Source organism: Micromonospora sp. CA-248089, assembly GCF_050948515.1.
Taxonomy (GTDB): Bacteria; Actinomycetota; Actinomycetes; order Mycobacteriales; family Micromonosporaceae; genus Micromonospora.
Map to the genome: position 1 here is coordinate 2,077,691 of NZ_CP192016.1, position 26,689 is coordinate 2,104,379.

Consider the following 26,689-nt stretch of genomic DNA (forward strand, 5'->3'; position numbering starts at 1 on the left):
CATGCTGTCGATCGAGAACCTCTCCGTGACGATCCGCCGGCCCGGCCGGCAGGTCGCGGCGCTCAGCGGCGTCAGCTTCACCGTCCGGCCCGGCGAGGTCGTCGGCCTGGTCGGCGAGAGCGGCGGCGGCAAGAGCATGGTGGCCCGCGCCATCGTCGGGCTGCTGCCCGGCGGCTCGCACGCCACCGGCCGGGTGCGCTTCGGCGACTCGGACGTGCTGCGCATGGACGACGCCGCGCTCGCCGCCCACCGCGGGCGGGGGGTGGCGATCTGCTTCCAGAACCCGCGCGGCGCGCTCAGCCCCACCCGCACCATCGGCAAGCAGCTCGTCGACCGGCTCGCCACCCACCAGGAGATGTCCGGCGAGCGGGCCCGCGAGGCGGCACGCGAGCTGTTCGAGGCGGTCGGCATCCGCAGCCCGCAGCGGCGGCTCGACGCGTACGCGCACGAACTGTCCGGCGGCATGGCCCAGCGCGTGATGATCTCGCTGGCCACCGGCTGCGCGCCGGAGCTGCTGATCGCCGACGAGCCGACCACCGGCCTGGACGTGACGCTGACCCGGGAGATCCTGCGCCAGTTCCGGCACGCCGCCGACGACGGCCGGGGCGTCCTGCTGATCTCGCACGACCTGGCGTCCATCGCGGAGGTCTGCGACCGGGTGGTGGTGCTCTACGCCGGCACTGTGGTGGAGAGCGGACCGGCCGCGCAGGTGCTGCGGGAGCCCGCCCACCCGTACACCCGGGCGCTGCTGCGTTCGGTGCCGGACGTCGGCGGCCGGCCGGTCGTCGCCACCCCCGGCGCCATGCCGCTGCTCACCGAGGCGCCGCACAACTGCCCGTTCGTCGCCCGGTGCGCGCACGCCGACCGCACCTGCTCGTCCCGGCGCCCGGCCACCGGGCCCGTGCCCGGCGGCGGCGAGTGGTCGCTGGCCTGCTTCCACCCGCAGACCCGGCCGCTGGACGCCGACGTGCCGCGGACGTCGCACACGCCGGTCGCGTCCGGCGCGGGCGCGGCCGGCCCGGACCCGAAGCCCGCCGTGCTGGAGATCGAGGACGCGCACGTCGTCTATCGCAGCCGGTTCGGTTCCGGCGGGCACCACGCGCTGCGCGGCGTCACGCTCCGGCTCGGGCCGGGCGAGACGCTGGGCGTGGTGGGCGAGAGCGGCTGCGGCAAGAGCACCCTCGCGAAGCTCGTGATGGGCCTGGTCGCGCCCACGTCCGGCACCGTCACGGTCGCCGGGCAGGCGCTGGTCAAGCAGCCGGGCCGCCCCCGCCCCCGGGGCCGGGCGCTGCGCCGGGCCCGGACCCGGGCGCAGCTCGTGTTCCAGGACCCGATCGGCTCGCTGAGCCCGCGCCGTACCGTCGGCGACTCCGTCGCCGAGCCGCTGCGCGCCGCGGGCCTGTCCGCGGCGCAGCGGGAGGCGCGCGTCACCGCCGTGCTGGACCGGATGGAGCTGGACCGGTCGATCCTCCAGCGCTACCCGCACGAGCTGTCCGGCGGCCAGGCGCAACGTATCGGCATCGCCCGCGCGCTGGTCGGCGAGCCGGACCTGATCGTGTTCGACGAGCCGACCTCGGCGCTGGACGTCACCGTCCAGGCGCAGATCCTCGACGTGATCGCTGACGTGGCGGCCGACGCGGACCGCGCCTCGGTGTTCATCTCCCACGACCTGGCCACGGTGCGCGGGTTCGCCGACCGTGTCGTGGTGCTCTACCTCGGCCGGGTCGTCGAGGAAGGACCGGTGGACGTCGTCTTCGACACGCCCCGGCACCCGTACACCCGGGCGCTGCTGGGCAGCGCCCCCCGCCTCGGCGGGACGACCGGGTCCGACGGCGAGGCCGTCGAGCTGGTCAAGGACCTGGAGGAAGCCGACGCCGCGACCGGGTGCCCACTGGCCGCCCGGTGCCCGTTCGTCACCGACCGGTGCCGATCGGAGCAGCAGGAGCTTCAGTCGTACGGCGAGAGCCGGGCCGCCTGCTGGCGCGTTCCCGAGCTTCCCGCCCTCATCGGAAGGCAGGCTGTCACGCCATGACCCGTCGCCCCATCCGGCTCGCCGTCGACATCGGCGGGACCTTCGTGGACGCCATGGAACTGGACACGCGCACCAACCGGGTCCGCTTCCGCAAGGCGGCCACGACCCCGGCCCGGCCCGCGGACGGTGTCCTCAACGCGATCACCGCGCTCGGCACCGACCTGTCCGAGGTGGAGCTGTTCATCCACGGCACCACCCTCGGCCTCAACGCGGTGCTGGAGCGTCGTGGCGGCCGTACCGGCATCATCACCAACGAGGGCTTCCGGGACATCTTCCTGATCGGCCGCGGCAACGTGCCGTCCGACCACATGTACGACTTCCAGTACCAGCGGCCGGAGAGCCTGGTGCAGCGCCGCTTCACCGCCGGCGTGCGGGGCCGGCTCGACTACCGGGGCCGCGTGGTGGAGCCGCTGGACCCGGACAGCGTCCGGGAGGCCGCCCGCACGCTCGTGGTGGACCAGCAGGTCACCTCGATCGCCATCTGCTTCCTGCACTCGTTCCTCGACCCGAGCCACGAGCGGGAGGCCGCGCGCCTGATCCACGAGGAGTTCCCCGAGGTCAGCCTATCGCTGTCGACAGACATCGTGCGCGAGTACCGGGAGTACGAGCGGACCAGCACCACGGTGCTGGAGGCGTACATCCGGCCGATCTTCGAGCGGTACGTGGACGAGCTGGAGTCCGGCCTGGCCGAGCGCGGCTTCGCCGGGCGCTTCCTGATCATGCGGTCCGGTGGCGGCTCGATGACCAGCGCGGTTGCCAAGACCGCACCCACGCACACCGTGCTGTCCGGCCCGGCCGGCGGCATCGTCGGCGCCGCGTACGTCGCCTCCGAGCTGGGCCGGGACAACGTGCTCACGTTCGACATCGGCGGCACCTCGCTGGACGCCTGCGTGATCGAGCGCGGCAACCCGGTCGCCGCGTACGAGGCCCAGCTGGAGCACTTCCCGCTGCTCATCCCGACGTACGACATCCGGACCATCGGCGCCGGCGGCGGTTCGATCGCCTGGCTGGACCACGGCCTGCTGAAGGTCGGCCCGCAGAGCGCCGGCGCCGACCCCGGCCCGGTCTGCTACGGCCGGGGCGGCACCAGGCCGACGGTCACCGACGCCGCCGTGGTGCTCGGCTACATGGACCCGGACCGGTTCCTCGCCGGCACCATGGGGCTGCGCGACGCCGAGGCGCGCGCCGCCATCGCCGAGCAGCTCGCCGAGCCGCTCGGCCTGAGCGTGGAGAACGCGGCGGCGGGCGTGTTCGACGTGCTGCTGGCCCGTACCGTCGGCGCGGTCCGGCAGATCACCGTCGAGCGGGGTCACGACCCCCGGCAGTTCGCGCTGCTCGCGTTCGGCGGCGCCGGACCGCTGCTGGCGCCGCTGCTGGCCCGCGAGATGGGCATCGGCGAGGTGATCGTGCCGTTCGCGCCGTCCGGTTTCTCCGCATGGGGCATGCTCTCGGCCGACATCGTCAACGACTTCAGCCGTACCGTGATGGCCACGCTCGACGACGCGGACCTGTCGGAGCTGGAGCAGCTGTTCAAGGCCGTCGAGGCCGAGGCGGTCGCGTCGCTGGTGGCGCAGGGCGTGCCGGCCGGCGAGGCGGTGCTGGAGCGGCAGTTCGAGCTGCGCTACCTGGGCCAGGAGCACAGCCTGATGGTCACCGTCGGGCGCGAGCTGGACCGCGACGCGATCCGCGCCGCGTTCGACGAGACGCACCGCACCCGGTACGGCCACACCATGGGCAACCCGCTGCAGATCCTCAACCTGCGGGTGCGCGGCATCGGGCGCACCGACCGGCCCGAGCTGGAGACGCTGGCGCGCGGCGACGGCGACCCGTCGCAGGCGCTGCTGACCCACCGCGATGCGTACGACTTCGGGCAGCACGCGGTGGTGCCGTTCGCGGTCTACGACCGGGCCCGCCTGGAGCCGGGCGACACCTTCGACGGACCGGCGCTGGTCGACGAGGGCACCTCGACCACTGTGGTGCCCAGCGGTCAGCGGGTAACCGTCGACGACCACGGATACCTGCTCGTCACCCTGGAGGAAGCCGCATGACCACGCTGGACGGAGCCCAGGTCGAGGTCGTCCGCAGCTATCTGCTGTCGGCCGCGGAGGAGATGCGGGCCACCCTGATCCGCACCTCGTTCAACCCGGTCATCTACGAGGTGCACGACTTCGGTCTGTCGATGTACGACGCCGACCTGCGGCTGGTCGCCGAGGCCACCGGGCTGACGTTCTTCCTCGGCGCGAACGACTTCTCGCTGCGCAAGGGCGTGGAGTACGTGGGCCGGGAGAACCTGCACCGCGGCGACGTGGTGCTGCTCAACTACCCGTACTGGAACGCGGCGCACGCGTACGACGCGACGTTGTTCGCCCCGGTGTTCCGGCCGGACGAGGCCGACCCGGACGCGGACGGCGAACTGGTCGGCTTCCTCTGCGTCCGCGCGCACTGGATGGACCTGGGCGCCAAGGACCCGGGCTACGTGCTCGACTCGACCGACATGCACCAGGAGGGGCTGATCTTCCCGGGCACCAAGGTCGTGTCCCGGGGCGAGCCGGTGCGCGAGATCCACGAGCTGATCCGCTTCAACTCGCGGATGCCCGACGCGGTGCTCGGTGACCTGCACGCGCAGATCGCCGCGCTGCGTACCGGCGAGCGCCGGATGCTGGAGATCATCGAGAAGTTCGGCCGGGACACCGTCGACCAGGCGATCGACCGGATCATCGCCGACGGCGAGGCCCGCGCCCGGGCGGCGCTGGCGACGCTTCCGCAGGGCACCTGGACCGCCGAGGACTGGGTGGACGACGACGGCATCACCGACGACCCGGTGAAGATGCGCGTCACTGTGACCATCGCCGACGGGCGCTTCGTCGTCGACTTCGCCGGCTCGGCCCCGGCGACCCGCGGCCCGATCAACATGCCGTTCGGCGCGACCGAGGCGATCTGCAAGGTCGTGCTGAAGTCGCTGACGTCGCGGGACGAGCCGTCGAACGCCGGCACCGTGGCACCGCTGGAGGTGCGCGCCGAGCCGGGCAGCCTGTTCCACGCCGTCTACCCGCAGCCCACGTTCACGCTCTGGACCGGCATCGTGGCGGTGGAGCTGATCCTCAAGGCGCTGGCCCAGGGCATGCCGGACCTGCTGCCCGCGTCCTCCGGCGGCGACGTGCCCGGATTCATGATGGTCGGCCTGCACCCGGACACCGGCAAGATGTTCGCGGTCAGCAACAACGACCTGGTGGGCTGGGGCGGCACCGCGACGCACGACGGGATGGACGGCGCCACGCACGTCTCGGGCAGCACCGGCCGGGGCACCCCGATCGAGGTCATGGAGGCCAAGACCGGGATGTTCTTCGAGCGCTGGGAGATCCGCGAGGACTCCGGCGGCGCGGGCCGGTTCCGGGGCGGTTGCGGCCTGCGGCGGGACATCCGGTTCGTGACGCCCGGTGAGTTCCTGACGGTGATCAAGAAGACCAAGAGCGCGCCGTGGGCGCTGGACGGCGGCTTGCAGCCGGAGCCGAACCAGATCGTGGTGTTCCCGGGCACCGACCGCGAGCACCGGGTGAGCACCAAGCGCACGACGGTCGCCGTCGGCGACCGGGTGACCCTGCTGACCGCCGGTGGCGGCGGGCACGGTGACCCGCGCCGCCGCGACGCGGAGGCGGTGCGGCGGGACGTGGCCGAGGGGTACGTCTCCCGGGAGGCGGCCCGGGACGTCTACGGAGTGGACGTCGATGGGTGAGCCGACGGTCGACGGGGCAACCGTCGAGGTCGTCCGCAGTCATCTCGTCTCGGCCGCCGAGGAGATGCGGGCCGCGCTGGTGCGCACCGCCTTCAACCCGGTGATCTACGAGGTGTACGACTTCGGCATCTCCATCTACGACCGGCGGCTGCGGCTGGTCGCGGAGTCGACGGGGTTGTCCCGCTTCCTCGGCGCCAACGACTACTCGTTGCGCAAGGGCGTCGAGTACGTCGGCGTGGAGAACCTGCACCGCGGCGACGTGGTGCTGCTGAACTACCCGTACTGGAACGCGGCGCACACGTACGACGCGACGATGTTCGCGCCGGTCGTGCTGCCGGACAGCGAGGAGCTGATCGGCTTCCTGTGCATCCGGGCGCACTGGATGGACCTGGGCGCCAAGGATCCCGGTTACGTGCTCGACTCCACGGACATGCACCAGGAGGGGATCATCTTCCCCGGCACGAAGGTGTACGCCAGGGGCGAGCCGGTGCCGGAGATCCACGAGCTGATCCGGTTCAACTCGCGGATGCCGGAACTCGTCATCGGCGACCTCAACGCGCAGATCGCCGCGCTGCGGACCGGCGAGCGGCGGCTGACCGAGCTGTACCGCGAGTACGGCCCGGCGGTGGTCGACGCGGTCGTCGACCGGGTGATCGACGCCGCCGCTCAGCGCGCCGGAGAGGCGGTGGCCGCGCTGCCGCAGGGCAGCTGGACCGCCGAGGACTGGCTCGACGACGACGGCGTCACCGACGAGCCGATCCTCATGCGGGTCACCGTCACCGTCGCCGACGGCGAGTTCACAGTGGACTTCGCCGGGTCGTCCCCGGCGGTGCCCGGGCCGGTGAACCTGCCGCTCGGGGCCACCATCGCCACCTGCCGGGTCGCGTTCAAGGGCGTCACGACGCCGTACGAGCAGACGAACGCCGGGCACTTCGCGCCGCTGCGGGTACGCGCCGAGCCCGGCACGCTGTTCCACGCGCAGTACCCGGCCGCCACGTTCACCCAGTGGACCGGCACCGTCGCGCTGGAGCTGATCCTCAAGGCGCTGGCGCAGGGCATGCCGGACCGGCTCGCCGCCTCTTCCGGCGGCGACGTGCCCGGCTTCATGATGGTGGGGCGGCACCCGGACACCGGCGACATGTTCGCGGTCAGCAACAACGACCCGGTCGGGTGGGGCGGCACGCCCCGGCACGACGGCATCGGACCGGCGAACCACCTGTGCCAGACCCAGGCGCGCAACACGCCTGTGGAGGTGCTGGAGTCGAAGACCGGGATGTTCTTCGAGCGCCTGGAGATCCGTACCGACTCCGGGGGCGCCGGCCGGTTCCGGGGCGGCTGCGGCCTGCGGCGGGACATCCGGTTCGTGACGCCGGGCGAGTTCCTGTCGGTGATCAAGAAGACCAAGAGCGCGCCGTGGGCGCTGGCCGGCGGCGAGCAGCCGGAGCCGAACCAGGTGGTCGTCTTCCCGGGCACGGACCGGGAGCACCGGGTGAGCACACGGCGTACCGCGGTGGCGGTGGGGGATCGGGTGACGTTGCTGACCGCCGGTGGCGGCGGGCACGGTGACCCGAGGAGTCGGGATCCGGAGGCGGTGCGACGGGACGTGGCCGAGGGCTACGTCTCCGCGCGGGCCGCCCGAGACGTTTATGGAGTGATCGCGTGAGTGCCGCCTATTCGCCCGAGCAGCCGAGCGTGCTGCTCGGCAACTGCACAGTGCTGGATGCCCGCGTGGTGGACGGCATGGCGCCCGTGACCGGTGCCGGGGTGTGGGTCCGGGGTGACCGGATCGCCGCCGTCGGGCCGTACGCCGAGGTGGCCGAGCAGGCGCGGGCCGCCGGCCGGCTGACCGAGGTGGACCTCGATGGCGGGTACGTGACGCCCGGCCTGGTCAACATGCACACCCACTTCTCGCTGTCGCTGCCCGGCTCCGGGGGCGACGGCGTCAAGGGGATGGGCGCGTACGACCTCGCCCACTACATGGCCGACGGGGCGCGGCGCACGCTGCACTCCGGCGTGACCACTGTGCGCTGCGTGGCGGAGAAGGACCACGCCGACTTCGCGTTGCGGCGGGCGATCAACGCCGGGCGTGTCCCGGGTCCGCGCATCTACACCGCCGGCCGGGCGCTGGTGTGCACCGGCGGGCACGGCCACGAGAGCAACGACACGCTCGAGTGCGACGGCCCGGTGGGCTTCCGCCACGGCGTGCGCAGCCAGATCAAGGCCGGCGCTGACCTGATCAAGGTGATGATCTCGGGCGGCATCGCCGGTGAGCACGAGAGCATCCACACGCCCCAGCTGTTCGCCGACGAGATGACGGCGGTGATCGAGACGGCGCACGCGTGGGGCCGCAAGGTGACCGCGCACGCCGGGCCCGCCGACGTGATCGGCGCGGCGGTCGAGCTGGGACTGGACTGCGTGGAGCACGGCTACCAGCTCACCCCGCAGGTCGCGGCGCGGATGGCCGAACGCGGCACGGCGCTCGTGCCGACGCTGCTGGTGACCCGGTGCAAGGAGTTCTTCGACGAGCTGGGCGTGCCGGAGTGGATGCAGTGCCGGTCGCTCGGCGCCGGCCCCCGGCACCTGGAGAGCTTCGACATGGCCGTCGCCGCCGGGGTGGAGGTGCTGCTCGGCAGCGACATGCCCCCGTTCTGGCAGTTCGAGGGCACGACAGCCTCGATCCGGGAGCTGGAGTACATGTCCGAGCGGATCGGCACCGCGCGGGCCATCCACGCCGGCACGCTCGGCCCGATCCGGTGGCTCGGTGCGGAGTCCGACCTCGGCACCGTCGAGGCCGGCAAGCTGGCCGACCTGATCGCGACGGACACCGACCCGCTCGCCGACACCTCGGCGTTCCGGGACGTGCGGTGGGTGATGAAGGGCGGGCAGATCGCCCGCGACGATCGGAACCAGGAGGAGACGCGATGACCTTCGCGCAGGCAGGCGCGGCGGAGATCGCCGCCGGCATCGACGACATGTACGACGCGTTCCTCGCCGGGGACCAGCAGCGGTTCGACACGCACCTGGACCCCGACGTGACCACCTGGGAGACGCACCTGCCCGGGCCGCTGCGGACCCGGGCCGAGCTGGACGAGTACCGCGCCCGGCGGGACGCCGCGGGGCAGCGGTCCCGGCTGGCGGTGCTCGCCGCGCGGGACAAGCGTATCGACGTGTGGGACGACTTCGGCGTGGCCCGGTACGAGCTGGTCGCGCAGCTCGGCCCGGACGACGAGCCGGAGATCACCCGGGTCACCGACGTGGTGCGCCGGGTCGACGGCCGCTGGGTGATCGTGCACCACCACGCCGAGCTGGTCCGGGAACCGGTGGGCGCGGCGTGATCCGGCGGCTGGTCGCCGGGCGGACCGGTGAGCCGGCGGACGTGCTGTCGGTCGCCGTTCTGCCCGACGACCCGCCGCCCGGCCCCGGTGAGGTACGGCTCGCCGTGCGTACGGTGGGGCTGAACTTCCTGGACGTCATGCTCTGCCGGGGCGAGTACCCGGTGCGGCCCGACCCGCCGATGACACCCGGTGTGGAGGCGGCCGGGCGGGTCGTCGCCGCCGGCGCCGGGGCCGAGCACCTGCTGGGTCAGGAGGTGCTCGCCTGCCCGGCGCTGCCGCGCGGCGCGCTCGGCACGACGGTGACGGTGGACGCCGCGGTGGTGGTGCCGCGACCGTCCACGATCGGCCCGGTCACCGCGGCGGCGCTGCCGGTCACCTACCAGACCGCGTGGTTCGCGCTGGAACGAGCCGGTCTCACCGCCGGGCGGACGGTGCTGGTACACGCGGGCGCCGGCGGGGTGGGCATCGCCGCGATCCAGCTCGCCGTCGCCCGGGGCGCCCGGGTCGTGGCCACCGCGGGCGGCCCGGCCAAGACCGCGATCTGCCGCGACCACGGCGCCCAGGTGGCGATCGACTACACGGCGGAGGACTTCGTGCCTGCCGTGCTCGCGGCCACCGACGGCCGGGGCGTGGACGTCGTGGTGGACCCGGTGGGCGGCGACGTGTTCGCCCGGTCCTGGGACTGTCTCGCGTTCGAGGGCCGCCTGGTCGCGGTGGGCGCTGCCGGTGGCGCACCGCCGCCGGTGGACCCGCTGCGGCTCATGGCGGCCAACGCGACGCTCGTCGGCCTCTCCTGGGGCTCGCAGTACCCGTGGCAGCGGGCGAGCGCCGTCGAGTCCGCCTACCAGGAACTGTTCGACATGTGCGCCTCCGGCGCGGTCCGGCCGCCGGTCAGCCGCGTCGTGTCGCTGGACGAGGCGCCCGCGGCGCTCACCGAGCTGGCCGAACGCCGGACCACCGGCAAGATCATCGTACGGATCGACGAGGGGGAGGGACCGTGAGCGACAGCGACGGCGACATGGAGATCTACGACCTGAAGGTCACAGTCGACCGGATCGAGGGCCGGTCGGTGTGCGGCATGGCCGTGGGCGACCACTTCGAACTGACGAACAGCGCGCACCTGCGGCTGCCCGAGGGAAAGCACTTCTGCGTGTACGCGCTCGCCTCGGTGCTGCCCTTCCTCGCCGCCAAGCAGCGTGACCTGGCACCGGGGGACTGGCTGGCCCAGGACTCCCACTTCATCTGCCCCGACCCGGAGGAGCGGCTCGTCATGAAGGTGGAACGGACCTGCCGGCGCACGATGAACTCGGCGGACCTGACATGACCGTCGAGATCGGGCTCGGCCTGCAGAGCGACAAGCCGGCCGGCGCGTACGCCCGGTTGGCGCGTGCCGCCGAGACGCACGGCTTCGACGTGCTCACCGTCTTCGGCGACCTGATGTACCAGCCGCCGATCTTCCCGCTGCTGGAGATGGCACAGGCGACCGAACGGGTACGCCTCGGCACGGCCTGCCTGAACCCGTACTCGATGGCGCCGTACGAGATCGCCGGTCAGATCGCCGCCCTGGACCTGGCCTCGCACGGGCGGGCCTACCTGGGTCTGGCCCGCGGAACCTGGCTGGGCGCTGTCGGCCTGCCGCAGCCGCGGCCGCTGACCACCATCGAGGAAGCCGTCCAGGTCGTCTACCGCCTGCTGCGCGGCGACCGCAGCGGCTTCACCGGAAAGGTCTTCTCGCTCGCCCCCGGCACCGCGCTGCGCTACGACGTGCAGCGGCCCGACCCGCCGCTGCTGCTCGGCGCGTGGGGCCCGCAGGGCGCGGCGCTGGCCGGCCGGATCGCCGACGAGATCAAGGTGGGCGGCAGCGCCAACCCGGACATGGTCCCGGTGATCCGCGAACGGCTGCGAACCGGCGCGGAGAAGGCCGGACGCGACGTCGCCGACGTCGGCATCGTGCTCGGCGCCGTGACAGTCGTCGACACCGACGGCGAGGCGGCCCGCGCGAAGGCCCGCACCGAGGTGGCCATGTACCTCGCCGTGGTGGCCGAGCTGGACCCGACCGTCGAGATGCCCGAAGATCTGGTCAAGCGCGTCGGTGAGCTGGTCGACGCGGGCGAGGACGAGGCGGCGGGCCGGCTGATCCCGGACGACGTGCTCGACCGGTTCGCCTTCTCCGGCACGCCGGAGCAGGTCGCCGCGCAGGCCCAGGCGCTCATCGACGCGGGCGTGCGCCGGGTCGAGTTCGGTACGCCGCACGGCCTCACCGACGAGCGCGGCGTGGACCTGCTCGGCTCGGCCGTCCTGCCGTTGCTGCAGAGGTGAGTCGGGTGCGGCTCACTGTCGTGGCCGGCCCCGGCCTGGTGGCCGACCCGGCCCTGCTGGCGTCGCTGACCGCCGCCACCTGCGCCGAACTGGACGTCACCGGTCAGGTCGTCACCGTCGCCTCGGCCGGCGAACTGCGCTCGTTGCTCGCCGCGACAGACCAGCCGGCGGTGGCTCTGCCCGGCCCCACGTCGGCGGCCCGTGCCCTCATCGGCGCGCAGCCGACCGGCGTGGTCTGGTACGACCTGACCGTCGAGCCGCCGGTGCCCGGCGCGGTGCACCTGGCCGGACGGGGACTGTGGGGCCTGGCCTGGGCGATCCGGCACGCCGTTCACCGCCTCCGCGCGCCGGCCACCCGGATCGCCTACGGCCCCGACCCGGACCAGTGGGGCGACCTGCGGCTGCCGTCCACCCCGGACGCCGGGCCCGCGCCGGTCGCGGTGCTGCTGCACGGCGGGTTCTGGCGGTCCATCTGGGGCGCGGACCTGATGGACGCGCTCGCCGCCGACCTGGCCCGGCGCGGGTACGCGTCCTGGAATCTGGAGTACCGGCGCCCGGACCGGCACGGCTGGGACGCGACCACGCAGGACGTGGAGACGGGCCTGCGCGCGTTGCGGGAACCGGCCCGCGACCGGTTGGTCGACCTGGACCGCATCGTCGTGCTGGGACACTCGGCCGGCGGGCAGCTCGCGCTGCGCGCCGCGGCGGACCTCGCCGCGCGTCCGGGCGGGCCGCGTGTCGCGCTCGCGGTGTCGCTGGCCGGAGTGCTCGACCTCACCGAGGGCGAGCGGCGCTACCTCGGCGACGGCGCGGTCGCCGCGGCGCTCGGCGGCTCCCCGGTGACGGCTCCGCGCCGGTACGCCGAGAGCGACCCGATGCGGCGCCTGCCGACCGGGGTGCCGACGCTGCTCGTGCAGGGGACGGAGGACAGCCTCGACCTCGTCGACGCCAACCGGCGCTACGCCGCCGCCGCGGCGGCGGCGGGCGACGAGATCCGCCACCTCGAACAGCCGGGGGACCACTTCGCCGTCATCGACCCGGCGTCGGTCATCTGGCAGGACACGATGACCGCCGTGGACTCCCGCCTCGGTCGCTGACACTACATAGCGAATCGCCCTCCTTGTTCACCTACGTGAAATCGGAGGGCGATTCGTGGTGCCCGGTGCGCCGGTCAGAACAGGCGGGGCGTGACCACCGAGACCACAGTGGTCACCGCGTCGGTGTCGTTGTAGAGCTGGTGCGGCACGGACGAGCGCAGGTGCACGCTGTCACCCGGGAACAGCCGGTGCTCGACGCCCTCGACCTCGTAGAGCAGCTCGCCGGAGATGACGTAGGCGAACTCCTCGCCCCGGTGGCCGTACGCGTTCTCCCGGCGCCCGCCCGGCGCGATGTGCACGAGCATCGGTTCGAGCACCAGGTCCGGTCCCCGGTCGGAGAGCATGCGGTAGGTCTGCTGCCCGGACACGTACTGCGTCGCGGCCGTCTCCGCCCTGGTCAGCGTGAAGTGCCGGGGGAGCGAGGAGACGGTGCTGTCCGGCGAGGGCGTGCCGGCGTCGAAGAAGTCGGCCACCGACCGGTCGAGCGCCTTGGCGACGCTGCCGAGCGCGGTCAGGCCGATGGAGGAGATGCCGCGCTCGACCTGGGACAGGAAACCGATGGACAGCCCCGAGCGGGAGGCCAGACCGCGCAGCGTCAGCCCGCGTTCCTTGCGGTAGCGCCGGATCCGGCCGCCGACGACGCCCGCGGGCGTGTTCTCGTCCGCGGCGCCACCGGAGCCGGCCTGCTCCGACGGCTGACTGTTCATGGGCCGCACGGGGACCTCCTGTCGAGGTGGCGGAACCTCCGCCGGGATGTTCGATGGTATCGAACATCCCCGCAGGTCCGCGAGGGTAAGGAGGTCGCAATCCTCGGCGTACGGGATGGACTGCGTCACCCCCCTCCACAGTGCACCGTGCGTTTTCTCCGCTTCGAAGTCTTGGTGGCGCTATGACCCGTTCGCGCCGGACGGGCTGCCTCGATCGGTTTGCCGCGCGTCAGAATGACGAAATTCGTCACCTAGACACTACGTACCGACGAGTTGGTGAGATTTCATGGACAACAAGTTGCGTGCCTCGTAGAGTCTCGGCATCTTCCGATGATCTGGAGATGACGTGAACACTGCCGCCACCGACCATCCCGCTCTCTCGGCCGCCGACGTGCACGCCGCCGCCACCGTGGTGGACGGAAGCACTGTCATCGAGCTGAGCGACGCCCACCTCGACCGGATCCGGCGAGGCGGCGTCACCGCTGTGAACCACACGGTCACCAGGCCGTACGCGGACACCGTCACCGCCCTGCGCGAAGTCAACCGCTGCCGCAGGTGGATCGACGCGCACCCGGACGACGTCCTGCTCGCCCTCACGGTGGACGACATCCACCGGGCGAAGGCCGAGGGCAAGGAGGCCGTGATCCTCGGCCCGCAGGACACCGAGATGATCGGCGCCGACCTCGACCTGCTCGGCACGTTCCACGACCTCGGCGTCCGCATCCTCCAGCTGACGTACCAGCGGCAGAACCTGCTCGGTGCGGGCTGCGGCGAGGACACCGACTCGGGGCTCTCGCACCGCGGCCGCACGTTCGTCAAGGCGATGAACGAGCTGGGGGTGCTCGTCGACGTCTCGCACAGCGGCGAGCGCACCGGCCTGGACGCCATGGACGCCTCGGACAAGCCGGTCGTCGTCACGCACTCGTTCTGCGACGCGCTGTCGCCGCACATCCGCGCCAAGTCGGACGGATACCTGCGGCGCCTGGCCGAGCAGGGCGGCGTCATGGGCATCACCACCCTGTCGGGATTCCTGTACCACCCGGACGACCCGTCCCGTCGTCCGGACCTGACCCGCTTCGTCGAGCACGTCTCCCGCGTCGTGGAGGTGGCCGGCGTCGACCACGTCGCCGTGGCCACCGACTACGACGAGACGTGGACCGAGGAGATGCGGATCGCGCAGCTCAAGAGCATCGCGGAGGCGAACTCGAAGGAGCACCGGAACCTGCTGGGTGATTTCGGCTGGGAGGAGCGCCGGGCGATCGGCATGGACGACGCCTCGGACTTCCCGAACATCACCGCGGCGCTTCTGGCCGGCGGCTTCTCGCCGGAGGACGTGACCAAGATCCTCGGGGGCAACTGGCTTCGGGTCTATGGGGAGGCATGGAAGCCGGCCTGAAGCGCTAATCGTGACACTGCCAAGGAGACTGATGCGTACCCGAATTCTGATGAGAGCGCTGGCGGTGGGCGTCGTGGCGACGCTCGCGGCCGGCTGCGGAGGCGGCGAGCCGCCGTCGGGCAAGTCCGATGGCAACGCCAGTGACGGCCTCACCAGCAACGTCAAGCTGGAGGACGAGACGCAGGCCGCCGGCACGCCGAAGTCCGGTGGCCGGCTGCGGATCATGATCCGGCTGGACGCCAACGAACTCGACCCGCACCGGATGTCGGAGACCTCGGCCTTCGTCATCAACGAGCAGATCTACGAGTCGCTCGTGCAGTCGTACCGGGGCGAGATCAAGCCGGCGATCGCCGAGTCGTGGGAGCTGAGCGCGGACGGCCTGACCGTGACGTTCAAGCTGCGCGACAACGCGTACTTCCACAGCGGCCGCAAGGTGACCGCCGCCGACGTGAAGTACTCGATCGAGCGGATCAAGGACCCGGCCACCCGGGCACCGCGCGCCCGCAGCTACGAGGGCATCACCTCGGTCGAGGCGCCCGACGAGCGCACCGTCGTGATGAAGCTGGCCAAGCCCAACGCCGCCATCCTGACCCTGCTGTCCACCGCCGCGTCGTCGATCGTCGACCGGACCGTGGTCGAGAAGCAGGGCGACCTCAACGGCAGCGTCGACGGCGGCAGCGGGCCGTTCAAGCTCGCCGCCCGGACCACCGGCCAGGCCATCAAGCTGGACAAGCACGACAAGTACTGGGAGTCCGGGGTTCCGTACCTGGACGGGCTGGACTTCACGTTCAACCCGGACGACAACGCGCGCGCCGCCGCCGTGCGCAGCGGCACCGTCGACTTCCTGTGGCGGCCCGCGCCCGAGTTCATCGACGCGCTCAAGCGCGACGAGAAGCTCAAGTGGTACGGCGGCTCCGGCTCGCTGTCGCTGCACCTGCGGCTGAACACCTCGAAGGCGCCGTACGACAACGTCAAGGTCCGGCAGGCCATCTACATGGCGCTGGACCGGCAGGAGATCCTGAACGTCGCCAACTCCGGCTTCGGCACCGCGCTCAACGCCGGCTACCTGCCGCCGGACCGCTTCGGCGCGCTCAAGGAGCCGGTGTACGGCAAGCCGGACATCGAGAAGGCGAAGGCGCTGCTGGCCGAGGCGGGCTACCCGAACGGCTTCGACGCCAAGCTCATGGTCATCGCCACCTCGGCGTTCCAGGTGCGCTCGGCCGAGGTCGAGCAGCAGCAGCTCGCCAAGATCGGCATCAAGGTGACGCTGGAGTCGGTGGAGTCCACCATCGCCGACACCAAGACGAAGTCCGGCGACTTCGACATGTACCAGTCCGGCTTCGGCCTCACCTACGACCCGGACGAGCGGTTCACCGCCAGCTTCCTCAAGGGCGGCGGCCTGAACTACGGCAACTGGTCCGACGCGGAGTACGAGGACCTGGTCGTCAAGGCCCGCTCCGAGATGGACAAGGACAAGCGTGCCCAGCTCTACCAGCAGGCCGAGAAGATCCTCGCCGAGCGGGGCCCGGTGGCGATGACGTTCCTGAACGCCGACTTCGACGTGGTGCAGAAGGACGTCATGGGTTACCGCGGTGACCCGACGCCGACGTACCGCTTCTACCGGCACCTCTGGCTGGACCGCTGACGAACCGCGGAGGGGGCGCCGCCTCCCGGGGGCGCCCTCTCCGCCGTACCGCGACGAAAGGCAATCCATGACGTCCGTACCCCTCACCCACCGCTACATCATCGCCGCCCGGCTGAAGGGCTACCTCGGCAAGCACGAGGAGTCCGTGGCGCTGCTGACCGAGGCGCTCGAACTGGAGCCGAACAGCCCGCGCCTGCTGCGTTTCCGGGGGCACCGGCGGATCTCCATCAGTGACTACGCCGGCGCGATCGCGGACCTGCGCACCGCCGCCGACCAGCTCGCCGGCGTCGAGGACGAGTACGAGATGTACCAGCCGGAGGTGGAGAAGGACGTCGTGAGCCTGATCCTCGGCCGGCCCGAGGACGTGCGCCCGCAGCACCTCAGCGACACCGACGCCGCCGCGAACCCGGAGATCCTCGGCCGCTACAACACCACGCTGCACGCCTCCGTCTGGTACCACCTCGGCGTCGCCCAGTACCTCGCCGGCGACCTGGAGGGCTGCCTGCCCAGCTTCGCCGAGTCGGAGAAGGCGTCCCGGCACCAGGAGGGCCTGGTGGCGTCGCAGGACTGGCAGTACATGGCGCTGCGGCGCCTCGGCCGGACCGCCGAGGCCGAGGAGGTGCTCGACCGGTTCCGCACTGTCGACCTGGTCGACGAGCCGCACCTGGTGGGCTACGAGGGCCGGATGAAGCTCTACACCGGCCAGATCGGCCCGGACGAGCTGTGGGCGATGTGCGACGGCAACAGCCTCAAGACCGTCACCCAGGGGTACGGCCTCGGCAACTGGCACTACTACAACGGCGACGTCGCCAAGGCCCGCGAGGTCTTCGACGGGGTGCTCAAGACCCGCGTCACGCACGCCTTCGCGTACCTCGCCGTCAAGGCCGAGTACGAGCGCAACCCGGACTTCGCGACCACGAGCAAGGAGAACTGACATGGCAATCATCCGGGCCGAGATCGGCAAGCGGGACCAGGCCACCAAGGAAGCAATGATCGCTGACCTGACCGACGTGCTGGTCAAGTACGGCTCCCCGCGTGAGAACACCCACGTCCTGCTCTACGAGGTGTCGTACGACAACTGGGCCAAGGGCGGCGTGACGTACAACAACCGGAAGCGTGCGCAGGAGTCCTCGTGACCGGCGCCGTCGCGGGACCGCACGTCCTACTCACCCCCAACCTGTCGGACCTGCTCCCGCAACTGCGGGAGCGGTTCCCGCAGTGCCGGTTCAGCCCGGTTGGCGACGGTGAGCCGGTACGCGACGAGTGGCTCGACGCCGAGGTGATCCTGCGCAGCGCGATGAACGAGGACACCTTCGACGAGCTGCTGGCCAAGTGCGACAGGCTGCGGTGGGTGCAGATCACCGCCGCCGGGTTCGACTGGGTGGGCGGCGAGCTGATGCAGCGCCGCCTCGCCGAGGGGCTGCTCTACACCCGGTCGCCCAACTCCTACAACGTGCCGATCGCCGAGTACGCCATCGGCGCGGTGCTGATGCGCTTCCGCGCGTTCCCGGAGCACCGGGAGGCGCAGGAACGCCGGGAGTGGGTGCGGATCACCGGCCGGGACTTCATCGGCAGCACGATGCTGGTGTTCGGCACCGGCGGCATCGGCGGCGAGGTGGCCTGGCGGGCCCGCGCTCTCGGAGTCGACGTGATCGGCGTGAACCGCTCCGGCACCCCGGCCGAGGGCTTCGACCGGGTGATCCCGTACGCCGAGCACATGACGGTGTTGCCGGAGGCCGACTCGGTGGTCCTGGCCATGCCGCTGACCACCGAGAACCGCTACTTCTTCGACGCCGCGCACTTCGCAGCGATGAAGGAGTCGGCGGTGCTGGTGAACGTCGGGCGGGGCGCCCTCGTGGCAGAGGACGCCCTGGTCGACGCGATGCGGTCCGGCCGGATCGCCGGCGCGGTGCTGGACGTGTTCGAGGAGGAGCCGCTGCCGGCCGACCACCGGCTGTGGGACCTGCCGAACACGACGATCACGCCGCACACGTCGTTCCGCGGCACCGGCAACCTGCAGCGGCTCTACGCCGACTTCTGCGTCAACCTGGAGCGTTACCTGGCCGGCGAGCAGTTGGCCGGCCTGAAGCGGCAGCCCGATCTGGGGTACTGAGGCGGCCGAACGGGAGGCGGCCCACCGGATGATCCGGTGGGCCGCCTTCGTCGTGCCGTGCGTCAGTCGAGCAGCGCGCGGGCCGCAGTCAGCACGTCGTGCTCACCGAGCAGGACGTGGTCGGCCGCCGGGCCCAGCGGGACGTAGCTGTCGACGCTGTTGACGCGGGAGATCCGCCCCGGGTAACCGGCGTCCACCAGGGCGGCCACCACCGCCTCGGACACCCCGCCGCCGGCCCGCGTCTCGTCGACCACCAGGACCCGGGGTACGCCGTCGAGCGCGGCGAGCAGGCTCGCGGCCGGCAGCGGCGCCAGCCACTGCAGGTCGACGACACGGGTGCCGGCGCCCCGCTCGGCGGCCAGCGTCTCGGCCACCCGCAGACTCATCGGCACGCCGTTGCCGAACGTGACGAGCGCCAGGTCACCGCCGCCGCGTACGGTGCGGACCTGCCCGAGCGGCGCCTCACCGGCCGCCCACTCGTCCGGCGGGGCGTACCGGGCCAGCCAGCCGCCGTCGCCGTCGGTGTGCAGGTCGCGGGTGTGGTAGAGCGCGATCGGCTCCAGGAACACGCAGACCCGCTTCTCCTGCTCGGCCAGCGCGAGGCACTGCCGCAGCAGCGCCGGCGCGGTGGCCGGGTGGGAGGCGACAGCCAGCGCCAGGCCGGGGATGTCGCGCAGCACCGCCACCGAGTTGTCGTTGTGGAAGTGCCCGCCGAACCCCTTCTGGTACGCCAGGCCGGCGATCCGGACGACCATCCCGTTGCCGTACTGCCCGTCGGAGAAGAACCGCAGCGAGGCGGCCTCGCCGCGCAGCTGGTCCTCGGCGTTGTGCAGGTAGGCGAGGTACTGGATCTCCGGGATCGGCAGCGTGCCGGCCAGCGCGCCGCCGAGCGCCACCCCGAGGATGGTCTGCTCGTCCAGCAGCGTGTCGAACACGCGGTTCGCGCCGAACGCCTTGCGCAGCCCGCGGGTGGCGCCGTAGACGCCGCCCTTGCGCGCCACGTCCTCGCCGAACACCTGGGCCTGCGGCCAGGTGAGCAGCGCGTCGTGCAGGGCGGCGTTGACCGACTGGGCGAGCGTGAGCGGCCCGCGCGCCTCGGGGAGCCGGCCGCCGAACACCTTCTCCCGGCCGGCGCCGGCCCGTGCGGCGGCCGCGCCGACCCGGTCGGTCCGGCGTTCGGTGAGCGGCCCGGTCACCGCCGCCGCGTCGGGCAGCCGCTCGACCCGCCCGAGCATCGCCTCCGCCTGGTCCATGACCAGTTTGCGGGTCTGCTCGTAGCGGGCCAGGCTCTCGGCCGGGGCGAGGATCCCGCGCCAGGCCAGCACCGCTGCCGTGGCCAGCAGCGGGTCGCGGGCGTAGTCGGCGAGGATCTCCGACCGGGACCGGTACGCCAGCTCCGCGTCGGAGCCGGCGTGGCCCATGAACCGGACCGTCCGCAGGTGCAGCACGGCGGGACGGCGTCCGGCGCGTACCCGGTGGGCCGTCTCGGCCGCGACGGCGAGCAACCGCACGGGGTCGGTGCCGTCGGCGGCGGTGTAGTCGAGGCCGGGCAGCGCGGACAGCATCCGGTCCACCCAGCCGTGCGGGGACCGGGTGCTGATGCCGATGCCGTTGTCCTCGCAGACGAACAGCACCGGCATCCCGAGCCCCTGGTGGGCGGCCCAGCCGACGGCGTTCAGCGCCCCGGCGGCGGTGGAGTGGTTGGCCGAGGCGTCGCCGAAGCTGCACACCACCACGGCGTCGGCCGGGTAGCCGGTGTCGCCGACGCCGCGGTCCAGGGCGAACGCCATGCCCATCGCGCGGGGCAGGTGCGAGGCGATGGTCGAGGTCTGCGGGATGATGTTCAGCTCCCGGTGCCCGAACACCTTGTGCCGGCCACCGGAGATCGGATCCCGGCGCGACGCGGCGGCGGAGTGCAGCACGTCGGTGACCGGGGTGGAGCCGGGAACCTGCCCGGCCCGGGCGGCGTAGAAACCGCCGGACCGGTAGTGCAGCAGCGCCGGGTCGGTCGGGCGCAGCGCCAGCGCGACGGCGGCGTTGCTCTCGTGGCCGCTGGACCCGATCGTGTAGAAGCCCTCCCGTTTCGACTGCAGCCACCGCAGCGCGAGGTCGAGGTGGCGGCTCTGGATCTGGGCGTCGAAGTAGTCCAGCAGCAGACCGGCGTCGACCTCGACGTCCGGCGACGGGTCGGCGGGCGCCGGGGCGCCCGCCGACCATTCCGACAGTTGACGAACCAGGTGTTCGTCGATGGTTTCCACGTTGCTCCTTGCCGGGGGTGCGAGGGGTCAGCGGCTGGAACGGCCGCGCAGTCGCGGGTCGAGCACGTCGCGAAGGGTGTCGCCCAGCAGGTTGAAGCCCAGCACCGCGATCATGATGCAGACGCCGGGGACGACGGACGGCCAGATCGACATCTCCATGAACGCCTTGCCGCTGGAGAGCATCGACCCCCAGGACGGCTGGGGCGGCTGCACGCCGAGCCCGAGGTAGCCCAGTGACGCCTCGACGAGGATGGCGGTGGCGAGGCTCGTGGTGAACTGCACCGCGATCGGGGCGACCGAGTTGGGCAGGATGTACTTGAAGATCAGCCGGGCGTTGCTGAGGCCGACCGCCTGGCCGGACTCCACGTACGGCTCGCGGCGCACCGACATGGCCGTGCCGCGCACCACGCGGGCGAAGCTCGGGATGAACACGAGGATCAGGGCCAGGATCAGGTTCTCCGTGCCGGGCCCCCGGGCGGCCACCACCGCCAGCGCGAGCAGCAGCGTGGGGAAGGCGAACATGATGTCGGTGGCCGGGGTGATGACCGCGTCGAGGAAGCCCCGGTAGAAGCCGGCGAGCAGTCCGAGCAGGACGCCGATCGCGCCCGCGCAGGTCACCACGATCAGGCTGACGGCCAGCGAGGTGCGTGCGCCGTACAGGGCCCGGCTGAGCAGGTCACGGCCGGCCTCGTCGGCGCCGAGCGGGAAGTCGCCGCCGGGCGCGGCGAGCCGCTGGTTGGACATGGCGGTCGGGTCGTACGGGGCGATGAGCGGGGCCAGTGCCGCTGCGGAGACCATCAGCACCACGATGACCAGGCCGATGGCGCCCACCCGGTCGCGCCAGATCAGGCGCAGCAACTCGAGGCTGCGGGGGGTCTTGCGAGTGGCCGCCGCCTCGGCGGGGCGGCGGCCGGGGGCGATGTCAGTGACCACTGCGCAACCTCGGATCCAGGTAGGTGTAGATGAGGTCTACGAGGAAGTTGACGACGACGTAGAAGAAGGCCAGGAAGAGCAGGGTGCCCTGGACGACCGGGTAGTCGCGCTGGGAGATGCCGCGGATGACCATCGTCCCCAGGCCCGGCCAGGCGAACACCTGCTCGACGATCACCGTGCCGCCCAGCAGCGCGCCGGCCTGGATGCCCAGCACCGTCACGACCGGGATCAGCGAGTTGCGCAGCGCGTGCCGGCTCATGACCACGCGCTCGGCGAGGCCCTTGGACCGGGCGGTGCGCACGTAGTCCTGGTTGAGCACCTCCAGCATGCTGGAGCGGGTCATCCGCATGCTGATCGCGGCGAGGCTGGAGCCGAGCGTCACGGCGGGGAGGACGAGGTGCTTCAGGGTGCCCCAGAAGCCCTCGCCCTCACCCGCGCCCTGGGACGGCAGCCAGCCCAGTGACACCGAGAAGACGTACACCAGCAGGATGCCGAGCCAGAAGTTCGGCAGCGACAGCCCGACCAGCGAGCCGACCCGGGTGGTGGCGTCCAGCAGCCCGTTGCGCTTGGTGGCACTGAGGACGCCGAGCGGGATGGAGATGAGGATCGAGACCAGCAGCGCCGACACGGCCAGCAGCAGCGTGGACGGAAGGCGCTGCATGATCTCTTCCAGCACCGGCTGGCCGGTGCGCATCGAGGTGCCGAAGTCGCCCTGGACGAGGGCGCCGAGCCACCTCAGGAACTGCTCGTACACGGGCATGTCGAGCCCGAAGTAGCGGCGCATCTCCGCCTCGATCGCGGGGTCGCCGAAGTCCTGGCCCATGATCGAACTGATCACGTCGCCGGGGATCATGCGGATCACGAGGAACGAGATCACCGAGATCCCGAACAGGACTGGAATAACCGATAAGAGACGGGTCAACGTGATGCGCAGCATTGCGGGTTTCTCCGGTCGGTCAGGTGTCAGCGCCGGGTGTGCCGGGGTCCGCCTCCGCGTCCCAGCCGGCTTCCTCGTCCCCCGTGACGGCGATGTCGCGCGCCCACTCGTGCGCGCGCTTGGCGACCCGTAGCACCATCACCGACCTGCTCTCCATCACCCCGTCGAGGTTGCCGAGCCGCTCCGTCCAGAACCGCCGCATGGCGTTGCTGGAGGCGAAGTAGCCGACGGCGATGACGTCGAACTGGCCGGTCACGTGGTAGACGTACGCGATCTCCGGCATCCCGGCGAGCTTGTCGATGAGCCTTTCTGTGGCACCGGGAGCGCTCTGGATCTCGAACAGGGTGTGCACCGGCCGCCCCATGAAGGCGGCACTGGGAATGGCGGCGAACTGCAGCTGACCCTCGGTGACAAGCCGTTCCACCCGGCGTCGTACGGATCCCTCGGAGAGGCCGACCTTCGCCGCCAGCGCGACGTTCGTCTGCCTCGGGTCCTGAACGAGCTCCCGGATGATGCTGCGATCTTTCTCGATCGAGCTCTTGGATGCCATCTCGCTCCAACTCTTAGTGACGGAATTCGTCGCTGCCGGGAGCCTAGACGACGAACATCGTCTGTGCAACACTCCCCAGTGACGAATGGTGGCGTTCGGGAGTCTAACTCAGGGGGATCGATGGCCTTGTTGGAGGTCCGGGATCTGCGCACCGAATTCCGCGGCGCGCGGGGCTCGGTGACGGCGGTGGACGGGGTGTCGTTCACTGTCGACGCAGGGGAGATGGTCGCCCTCGTCGGAGAGTCCGGCTGCGGGAAGTCGGCGACCGCTCAGTCCATCATGGGGTTGATCGTGCCGCCGGCCGGTCAGGTGACCGGCGGTCAGGTGCTTTTCGAGGGTCGTGACCTGCTGCGACTGTCCGCACGGGAGCTGCGGGGCGTACGCGGCAAGGGCATCTCGATGATCTTCCAGGACCCGATGACCTCGCTGAACCCGGTGCTGACAGTGGGCCGGCAGATGACCGAGGCGCTGGAACTGCACCTCGGGATGAGCCGCCGGGCGGCCCGCAGGCGAGCCGTCGAGCTGCTGGAGATGGTGCGCATCCCGGCCGCCGAGACCCGGCTCAGCTCCTACCCGCACCAGCTCTCCGGCGGCATGCGCCAGCGGGTCATGATCGCCATGGCGCTCTCCTGCCGGCCACGGCTGATCCTCGCCGACGAGATCACCACCGCGCTCGACGTCACCATCCAGGCGCAGGTGCTCGACCTGCTGCGGGAACTGGCGCTGGAGACCCGCACCGCGGTCCTGCTCATCACCCACGACCTCGGCGTGGTCGCCGGCATGGCCGAGCGGGTGAACGTCATGTACGCCGGGCAGATCGTCGAACGCGCCGGCACTGTCGACCTGTTCCACCAGCCGCAGATGCCGTACACCTGGGGTCTGCTCGGCTCGGTGCCGCGCCTCGACCAGGCTCGCGGCGGCAAGCTGCGTCCCATCGCCGGCCGCCCGCCGGAGCTGTCCGAGCTGCCTCCCGGCTGCCGCTTCGCCCCGCGCTGCGTGCACGCCCGCGACATCTGCCAGGGCGAGTCGCCCGGCCTGACCACCGTGCCGGACCGCGACCAGCTCACCCGCTGCTGGGGCATGCGCCCGGCCGAGCAGGGCGGCTGGCTAACCACGACGGACCGCTTCGCCGACCAGACCGCGGAGGTGCGCTCATGACGACCACGGCCCCCGACACCGCCCCCGACGCCGCCCCGGACCCGCTGCTGCGGGTGCGTGACCTGGCTGTCGACTTCAAGGTGCCGGTACGCGGCTCGCTGCTGCCCGCCCGGCTGCGCGCGGTCTCCGGTGTGGACCTGGACGTGCGGCGCGGCGAGATCATCGGCGTGGTCGGCGAATCCGGCTGTGGCAAGTCCACCACCGGGCGGGGCATCCTCCAGCTGCTCAAGCCCAGCCAGGGCACCGTCACCTTCGACGGCACCGAACTGACCACGCTGGACCGCCGGCGGATGCGGGGCATGCGCCGGCAGATGCAGATGATCTTCCAGGACCCGTTCGCCTCGCTGAACCCCCGCATGACGATCGGCGAGCTGATCGAGGAACCGCTGCTCGTGCACTCCGACCTGCCCGCGGCGGGCCGGCGCGCGAAGGCACGGGAGACCATGCAGATGGTCGGGCTCAGCGAGAAGTGGCACGACCGCTACCCGCACGAGTTCTCCGGCGGCCAGCGCCAGCGCGTCGGCATCGCGCGCGCCCTGGTCAGCAACCCGCAGTTCATCGTCGCCGACGAGCCGGTCTCCGCGCTCGACGTCTCGGTGCAGGCGCAGATCGTCAACCTGCTGGAGGAACTCCAGGAGGAGCTGGGCCTGACCATGATGTTCATCGCCCACGACCTCGCCGTCGTGCGGCACCTCTGCGACCGCATCGCGGTGATGTACCTCGGCACCGTCGTCGAGGTCGGGGACTGCGAGGACATGTACGACCGGCCGCGCCACCCGTACACCCAGGCCCTGCTGTCGGCGGTGCCGATCCCCGACCCGCTGATCGAGACCGAGCGCCGGCGGGTGATCCTCAGCGGTGACGTGCCGAGCCCGCTGAACCCGCCGTCCGGCTGCCGGTTCCGGACCCGCTGCTGGAAGGCGCAGGACGTCTGCGCGACCGAGACCCCGAAGCTCACCGGCGACGGGCACCAGGTCGCCTGCCACTTCCCGGAGAACGCCGACCCGCAGGGCGAACCGGTCGCCGCCGTCGGCGCGGGGCGGTAGACGTGTCCGTGCCGTACCACCGCAACCTCGTCGACGGCGAGTGGGTAGACGGGGAACGCCGCCCCAACCTCAACCCGGCCCGCCCCGGCGAGGTCGTCAGCGAGTACGCCGCCGCCGACCGGGAGACGACCCGCGCGGTGATCGCGGCGGCCCGCCGCGCCCGGCCCGGCTGGGCGACGCTGCCCGTCGGCGACCGGATGGGGATGCTGGACCGGATCGGCGCCACCATCATGGACCGAGCCGACGAACTCGCCACGCTGCTCGCCCGGGAGGAGGGCAAGCTGCTCGCCGAGGCCCGAGGCGAGGTCGTCCGCGCCGGGCAGACGTTTCGCTACTACGCCCACCAGCTGCTCCAGCCCACCGGCGAGGTCTACGCCTCCACCCGGCCGAACGTGCACGCCGAGGTCCGCCGCCGTCCACTGGGCGCGGTCGGGATCATCACGCCCTGGAACTACCCGCTGGCGATCCCGGCGTGGAAGGTCGCGCCGGCGCTCGCGTACGGCAACACGGTCGTGCTGAAACCCGCCGAGCTGGTCCCCGCCAGCGCCGGGGAACTCGCCCGGATCATCGCCGGCGCCGGTGTCCCGGCCGGCGTGTTCAACCTGGTCATGGGCGCCGGCTCGGTGGTCGGGGAGGAACTGCTCACCAGCGACGGCCTCGACGGCATCTCGTTCACCGGCGGCACCCGCACCGGCGCGCACGTCGCCCAGCGCTGCATCGCCCACGGCAACAAGCGGTTCCAGCTGGAGATGGGCGGCAAGAACCCGCTCGTGGTGTGCGACGACGCCGACCTGGAGGTGGCGGTGCGCTGCGCGCTGGACGGCAGCTTCTTCAGCACCGGCCAGCGCTGCACCGCCTCCAGCCGGCTGATCGTGACGGCCGGCATCCACGACCGGTTCGTGGCGGCGCTGGCCGAGGCGACGCGGGCGCTGCGCGTCGGTGACCCGCTCGACCCGGACAGCCAGCTCGGCCCGGTGGTCAGCGCCGGTCAGCTCGACCAGAACCTCGACTACGTCCGGATCGGACGCGACGAGGGCGCGACGGTCGCGGCCGGCGGGACGCACGACGGGCAGTTCATGCGACCCACCCTGCTCGTCGGTGCGCGCAACGACATGCGGGTGGCCCGGGAGGAGATCTTCGGCCCGGTGTCCTGCGTGATCCGCGCCGCCGACCTCGACGAGGCGATCGACCTCGCCAACGACACCGACTACGGGTTGTCCGCCGGGATCGTCACCACCTCCCTGGCGACGGCGGAACGGTTCAAGCGCGACGCCCGCGCCGGCATCGTCACCGTCAACCTGCCCACCGCCGGCACCGAACTGCACCTGCCGTTCGGCGGCACCGGCGCCTCCAACCACGGCCCGCGTGAGCAGGGCGGCTACGCCCGCGACTTCTACAGCGTGCCGGTGACCTGCTACACCGGCTGGTGA

General features: G+C 71.9%; 23 protein-coding genes. 18 read left to right on the top strand and 5 right to left on the bottom strand.

What is annotated here, in order from left to right; all coding sequences use genetic code 11:
* The first annotated feature begins 1 nt into the window (after nt 1).
* The 10 genes from ACQP26_RS09965 to ACQP26_RS10010 are packed head-to-tail and all read left to right on the top strand — an operon-like array spanning nt 2 to nt 12,516.
* Nucleotides 2–2,032: a dipeptide ABC transporter ATP-binding protein gene (locus tag ACQP26_RS09965; protein ID WP_433496118.1), complete on the top strand. Its 2,031-nt coding sequence runs from the start codon at nt 2–4 to the stop codon at nt 2,030–2,032.
* Nucleotides 2,029–4,080, top strand: a complete 2,052-nt coding sequence (locus tag ACQP26_RS09970) for a hydantoinase/oxoprolinase family protein (protein WP_269700907.1) — start codon at nt 2,029–2,031, stop codon at nt 4,078–4,080. The genes ACQP26_RS09965 and ACQP26_RS09970 overlap by 4 nt, the downstream gene beginning before the upstream one ends.
* Nucleotides 4,077–5,765, top strand: a complete 1,689-nt coding sequence (locus ACQP26_RS09975; RefSeq protein WP_433495544.1) for a hydantoinase B/oxoprolinase family protein — start codon at nt 4,077–4,079, stop codon at nt 5,763–5,765. The genes ACQP26_RS09970 and ACQP26_RS09975 overlap by 4 nt, the downstream gene beginning before the upstream one ends.
* A complete protein-coding gene (locus tag ACQP26_RS09980; protein ID WP_281578511.1) occupies nt 5,758–7,428 on the top strand; it encodes a hydantoinase B/oxoprolinase family protein in 1,671 nt (556 codons plus the stop codon). The genes ACQP26_RS09975 and ACQP26_RS09980 overlap by 8 nt, the downstream gene beginning before the upstream one ends.
* Complete coding sequence (locus ACQP26_RS09985) at nt 7,425–8,690, top strand: amidohydrolase family protein (RefSeq protein WP_433495545.1); 1,266 nt, start codon at nt 7,425–7,427, stop codon at nt 8,688–8,690. The genes ACQP26_RS09980 and ACQP26_RS09985 overlap by 4 nt, the downstream gene beginning before the upstream one ends.
* Nucleotides 8,687–9,100 (top strand): nuclear transport factor 2 family protein, encoded by a 414-nt coding sequence (locus ACQP26_RS09990; RefSeq protein WP_433495546.1) that lies wholly within the window; start codon nt 8,687–8,689, stop codon nt 9,098–9,100. The genes ACQP26_RS09985 and ACQP26_RS09990 overlap by 4 nt, the downstream gene beginning before the upstream one ends.
* Nucleotides 9,097–10,101 carry a zinc-binding dehydrogenase gene (locus ACQP26_RS09995; protein ID WP_433495547.1) on the top strand — a complete coding sequence of 335 codons (1,005 nt, stop codon included), beginning with the start codon at nt 9,097–9,099 and terminating at the stop codon, nt 10,099–10,101. Before ACQP26_RS09990 ends, ACQP26_RS09995 begins: the two co-directional genes overlap by 4 nt.
* Nucleotides 10,098–10,424, top strand: coding sequence for a TIGR04076 family protein (locus tag ACQP26_RS10000; protein ID WP_151500654.1), 327 nt, complete (start codon nt 10,098–10,100; stop codon nt 10,422–10,424). Before ACQP26_RS09995 ends, ACQP26_RS10000 begins: the two co-directional genes overlap by 4 nt.
* Nucleotides 10,421–11,419 (top strand): LLM class flavin-dependent oxidoreductase, encoded by a 999-nt coding sequence (locus ACQP26_RS10005; protein WP_281578507.1) that lies wholly within the window; start codon nt 10,421–10,423, stop codon nt 11,417–11,419. The genes ACQP26_RS10000 and ACQP26_RS10005 overlap by 4 nt, the downstream gene beginning before the upstream one ends.
* Nucleotides 11,420–11,424: 5 nt before the next feature.
* On the top strand, nt 11,425–12,516 hold the full coding sequence (locus tag ACQP26_RS10010; RefSeq protein WP_433495548.1) for an alpha/beta hydrolase: 1,092 nt from the start codon (nt 11,425–11,427) through the stop codon (nt 12,514–12,516).
* A gap of 74 nt (nt 12,517–12,590) precedes the next feature.
* Here the strand turns inward: ACQP26_RS10010 and ACQP26_RS10015 are convergent, their stop codons facing one another.
* A complete protein-coding gene (locus tag ACQP26_RS10015; protein WP_269700899.1) occupies nt 12,591–13,223 on the bottom strand; it encodes a helix-turn-helix domain-containing protein in 633 nt (210 codons plus the stop codon).
* Between the two features lie 346 nt (nt 13,224–13,569).
* Between ACQP26_RS10015 and ACQP26_RS10020 the strand changes: the two genes are divergently transcribed.
* The 5 genes from ACQP26_RS10020 (at nt 13,570) to ACQP26_RS10040 (ending at nt 18,377) form a co-directional block, all read left to right on the top strand.
* Nucleotides 13,570–14,619, top strand: a complete 1,050-nt coding sequence (locus ACQP26_RS10020; RefSeq protein WP_433495549.1) for a dipeptidase — start codon at nt 13,570–13,572, stop codon at nt 14,617–14,619.
* Between the two features lie 31 nt (nt 14,620–14,650).
* The gene (locus ACQP26_RS10025; RefSeq protein ID WP_281578504.1) at nt 14,651–16,264 is read left to right on the top strand and encodes an ABC transporter substrate-binding protein; all 1,614 of its coding nucleotides are present in this window, start codon (nt 14,651–14,653) and stop codon (nt 16,262–16,264) included.
* A 67-nt stretch (nt 16,265–16,331) separates the two neighbouring features.
* On the top strand, nt 16,332–17,198 hold the full coding sequence (locus ACQP26_RS10030) for a hypothetical protein (protein WP_433495550.1): 867 nt from the start codon (nt 16,332–16,334) through the stop codon (nt 17,196–17,198).
* A gap of 1 nt (nt 17,199) precedes the next feature.
* A complete protein-coding gene (locus tag ACQP26_RS10035) occupies nt 17,200–17,400 on the top strand; it encodes a tautomerase family protein (RefSeq protein ID WP_018786431.1) in 201 nt (66 codons plus the stop codon).
* The gene (locus ACQP26_RS10040; protein ID WP_281578502.1) at nt 17,397–18,377 is read left to right on the top strand and encodes a D-2-hydroxyacid dehydrogenase; all 981 of its coding nucleotides are present in this window, start codon (nt 17,397–17,399) and stop codon (nt 18,375–18,377) included. Before ACQP26_RS10035 ends, ACQP26_RS10040 begins: the two co-directional genes overlap by 4 nt.
* Nucleotides 18,378–18,439: 62 nt before the next feature.
* On the opposite strand, the gene ACQP26_RS10045 is transcribed toward ACQP26_RS10040, so the two are convergent.
* From ACQP26_RS10045 to ACQP26_RS10060, 4 genes are all read right to left on the bottom strand, one after another.
* The gene (locus ACQP26_RS10045) at nt 18,440–20,626 is read right to left on the bottom strand and encodes a thiamine pyrophosphate-dependent enzyme (RefSeq protein ID WP_433496119.1); all 2,187 of its coding nucleotides are present in this window, start codon (nt 20,624–20,626) and stop codon (nt 18,440–18,442) included.
* 36 nt (nt 20,627–20,662) lie between these two features.
* Entirely contained in the window at nt 20,663–21,568 is a 906-nt protein-coding gene (locus ACQP26_RS10050) for an ABC transporter permease (RefSeq protein ID WP_269700893.1), read from the bottom strand.
* Entirely contained in the window at nt 21,558–22,445 is an 888-nt protein-coding gene (gene nikB, locus ACQP26_RS10055; RefSeq protein ID WP_433495551.1) for a nickel ABC transporter permease, read from the bottom strand. The genes ACQP26_RS10050 and nikB overlap by 11 nt, the downstream gene beginning before the upstream one ends.
* Nucleotides 22,446–22,524: 79 nt before the next feature.
* Nucleotides 22,525–23,055 carry an Lrp/AsnC family transcriptional regulator gene (locus tag ACQP26_RS10060; protein ID WP_269700891.1) on the bottom strand — a complete coding sequence of 177 codons (531 nt, stop codon included), beginning with the start codon at nt 23,053–23,055 and terminating at the stop codon, nt 22,525–22,527.
* 120 nt (nt 23,056–23,175) lie between these two features.
* On the opposite strand from ACQP26_RS10060, the gene ACQP26_RS10065 reads away from it, so the two are divergent.
* From ACQP26_RS10065 to ACQP26_RS10075, 3 genes are read left to right on the top strand one after another with little or no spacing between them, the layout of a single operon-like run.
* Nucleotides 23,176–24,213, top strand: a complete 1,038-nt coding sequence (locus ACQP26_RS10065) for an ABC transporter ATP-binding protein (protein ID WP_269700890.1) — start codon at nt 23,176–23,178, stop codon at nt 24,211–24,213.
* Entirely contained in the window at nt 24,210–25,259 is a 1,050-nt protein-coding gene (locus ACQP26_RS10070) for an ABC transporter ATP-binding protein (protein ID WP_269700889.1), read from the top strand. Before ACQP26_RS10065 ends, ACQP26_RS10070 begins: the two co-directional genes overlap by 4 nt.
* 2 nt (nt 25,260–25,261) lie before the next feature.
* Entirely contained in the window at nt 25,262–26,689 is a 1,428-nt protein-coding gene (locus tag ACQP26_RS10075) for an aldehyde dehydrogenase family protein (RefSeq protein WP_433495552.1), read from the top strand.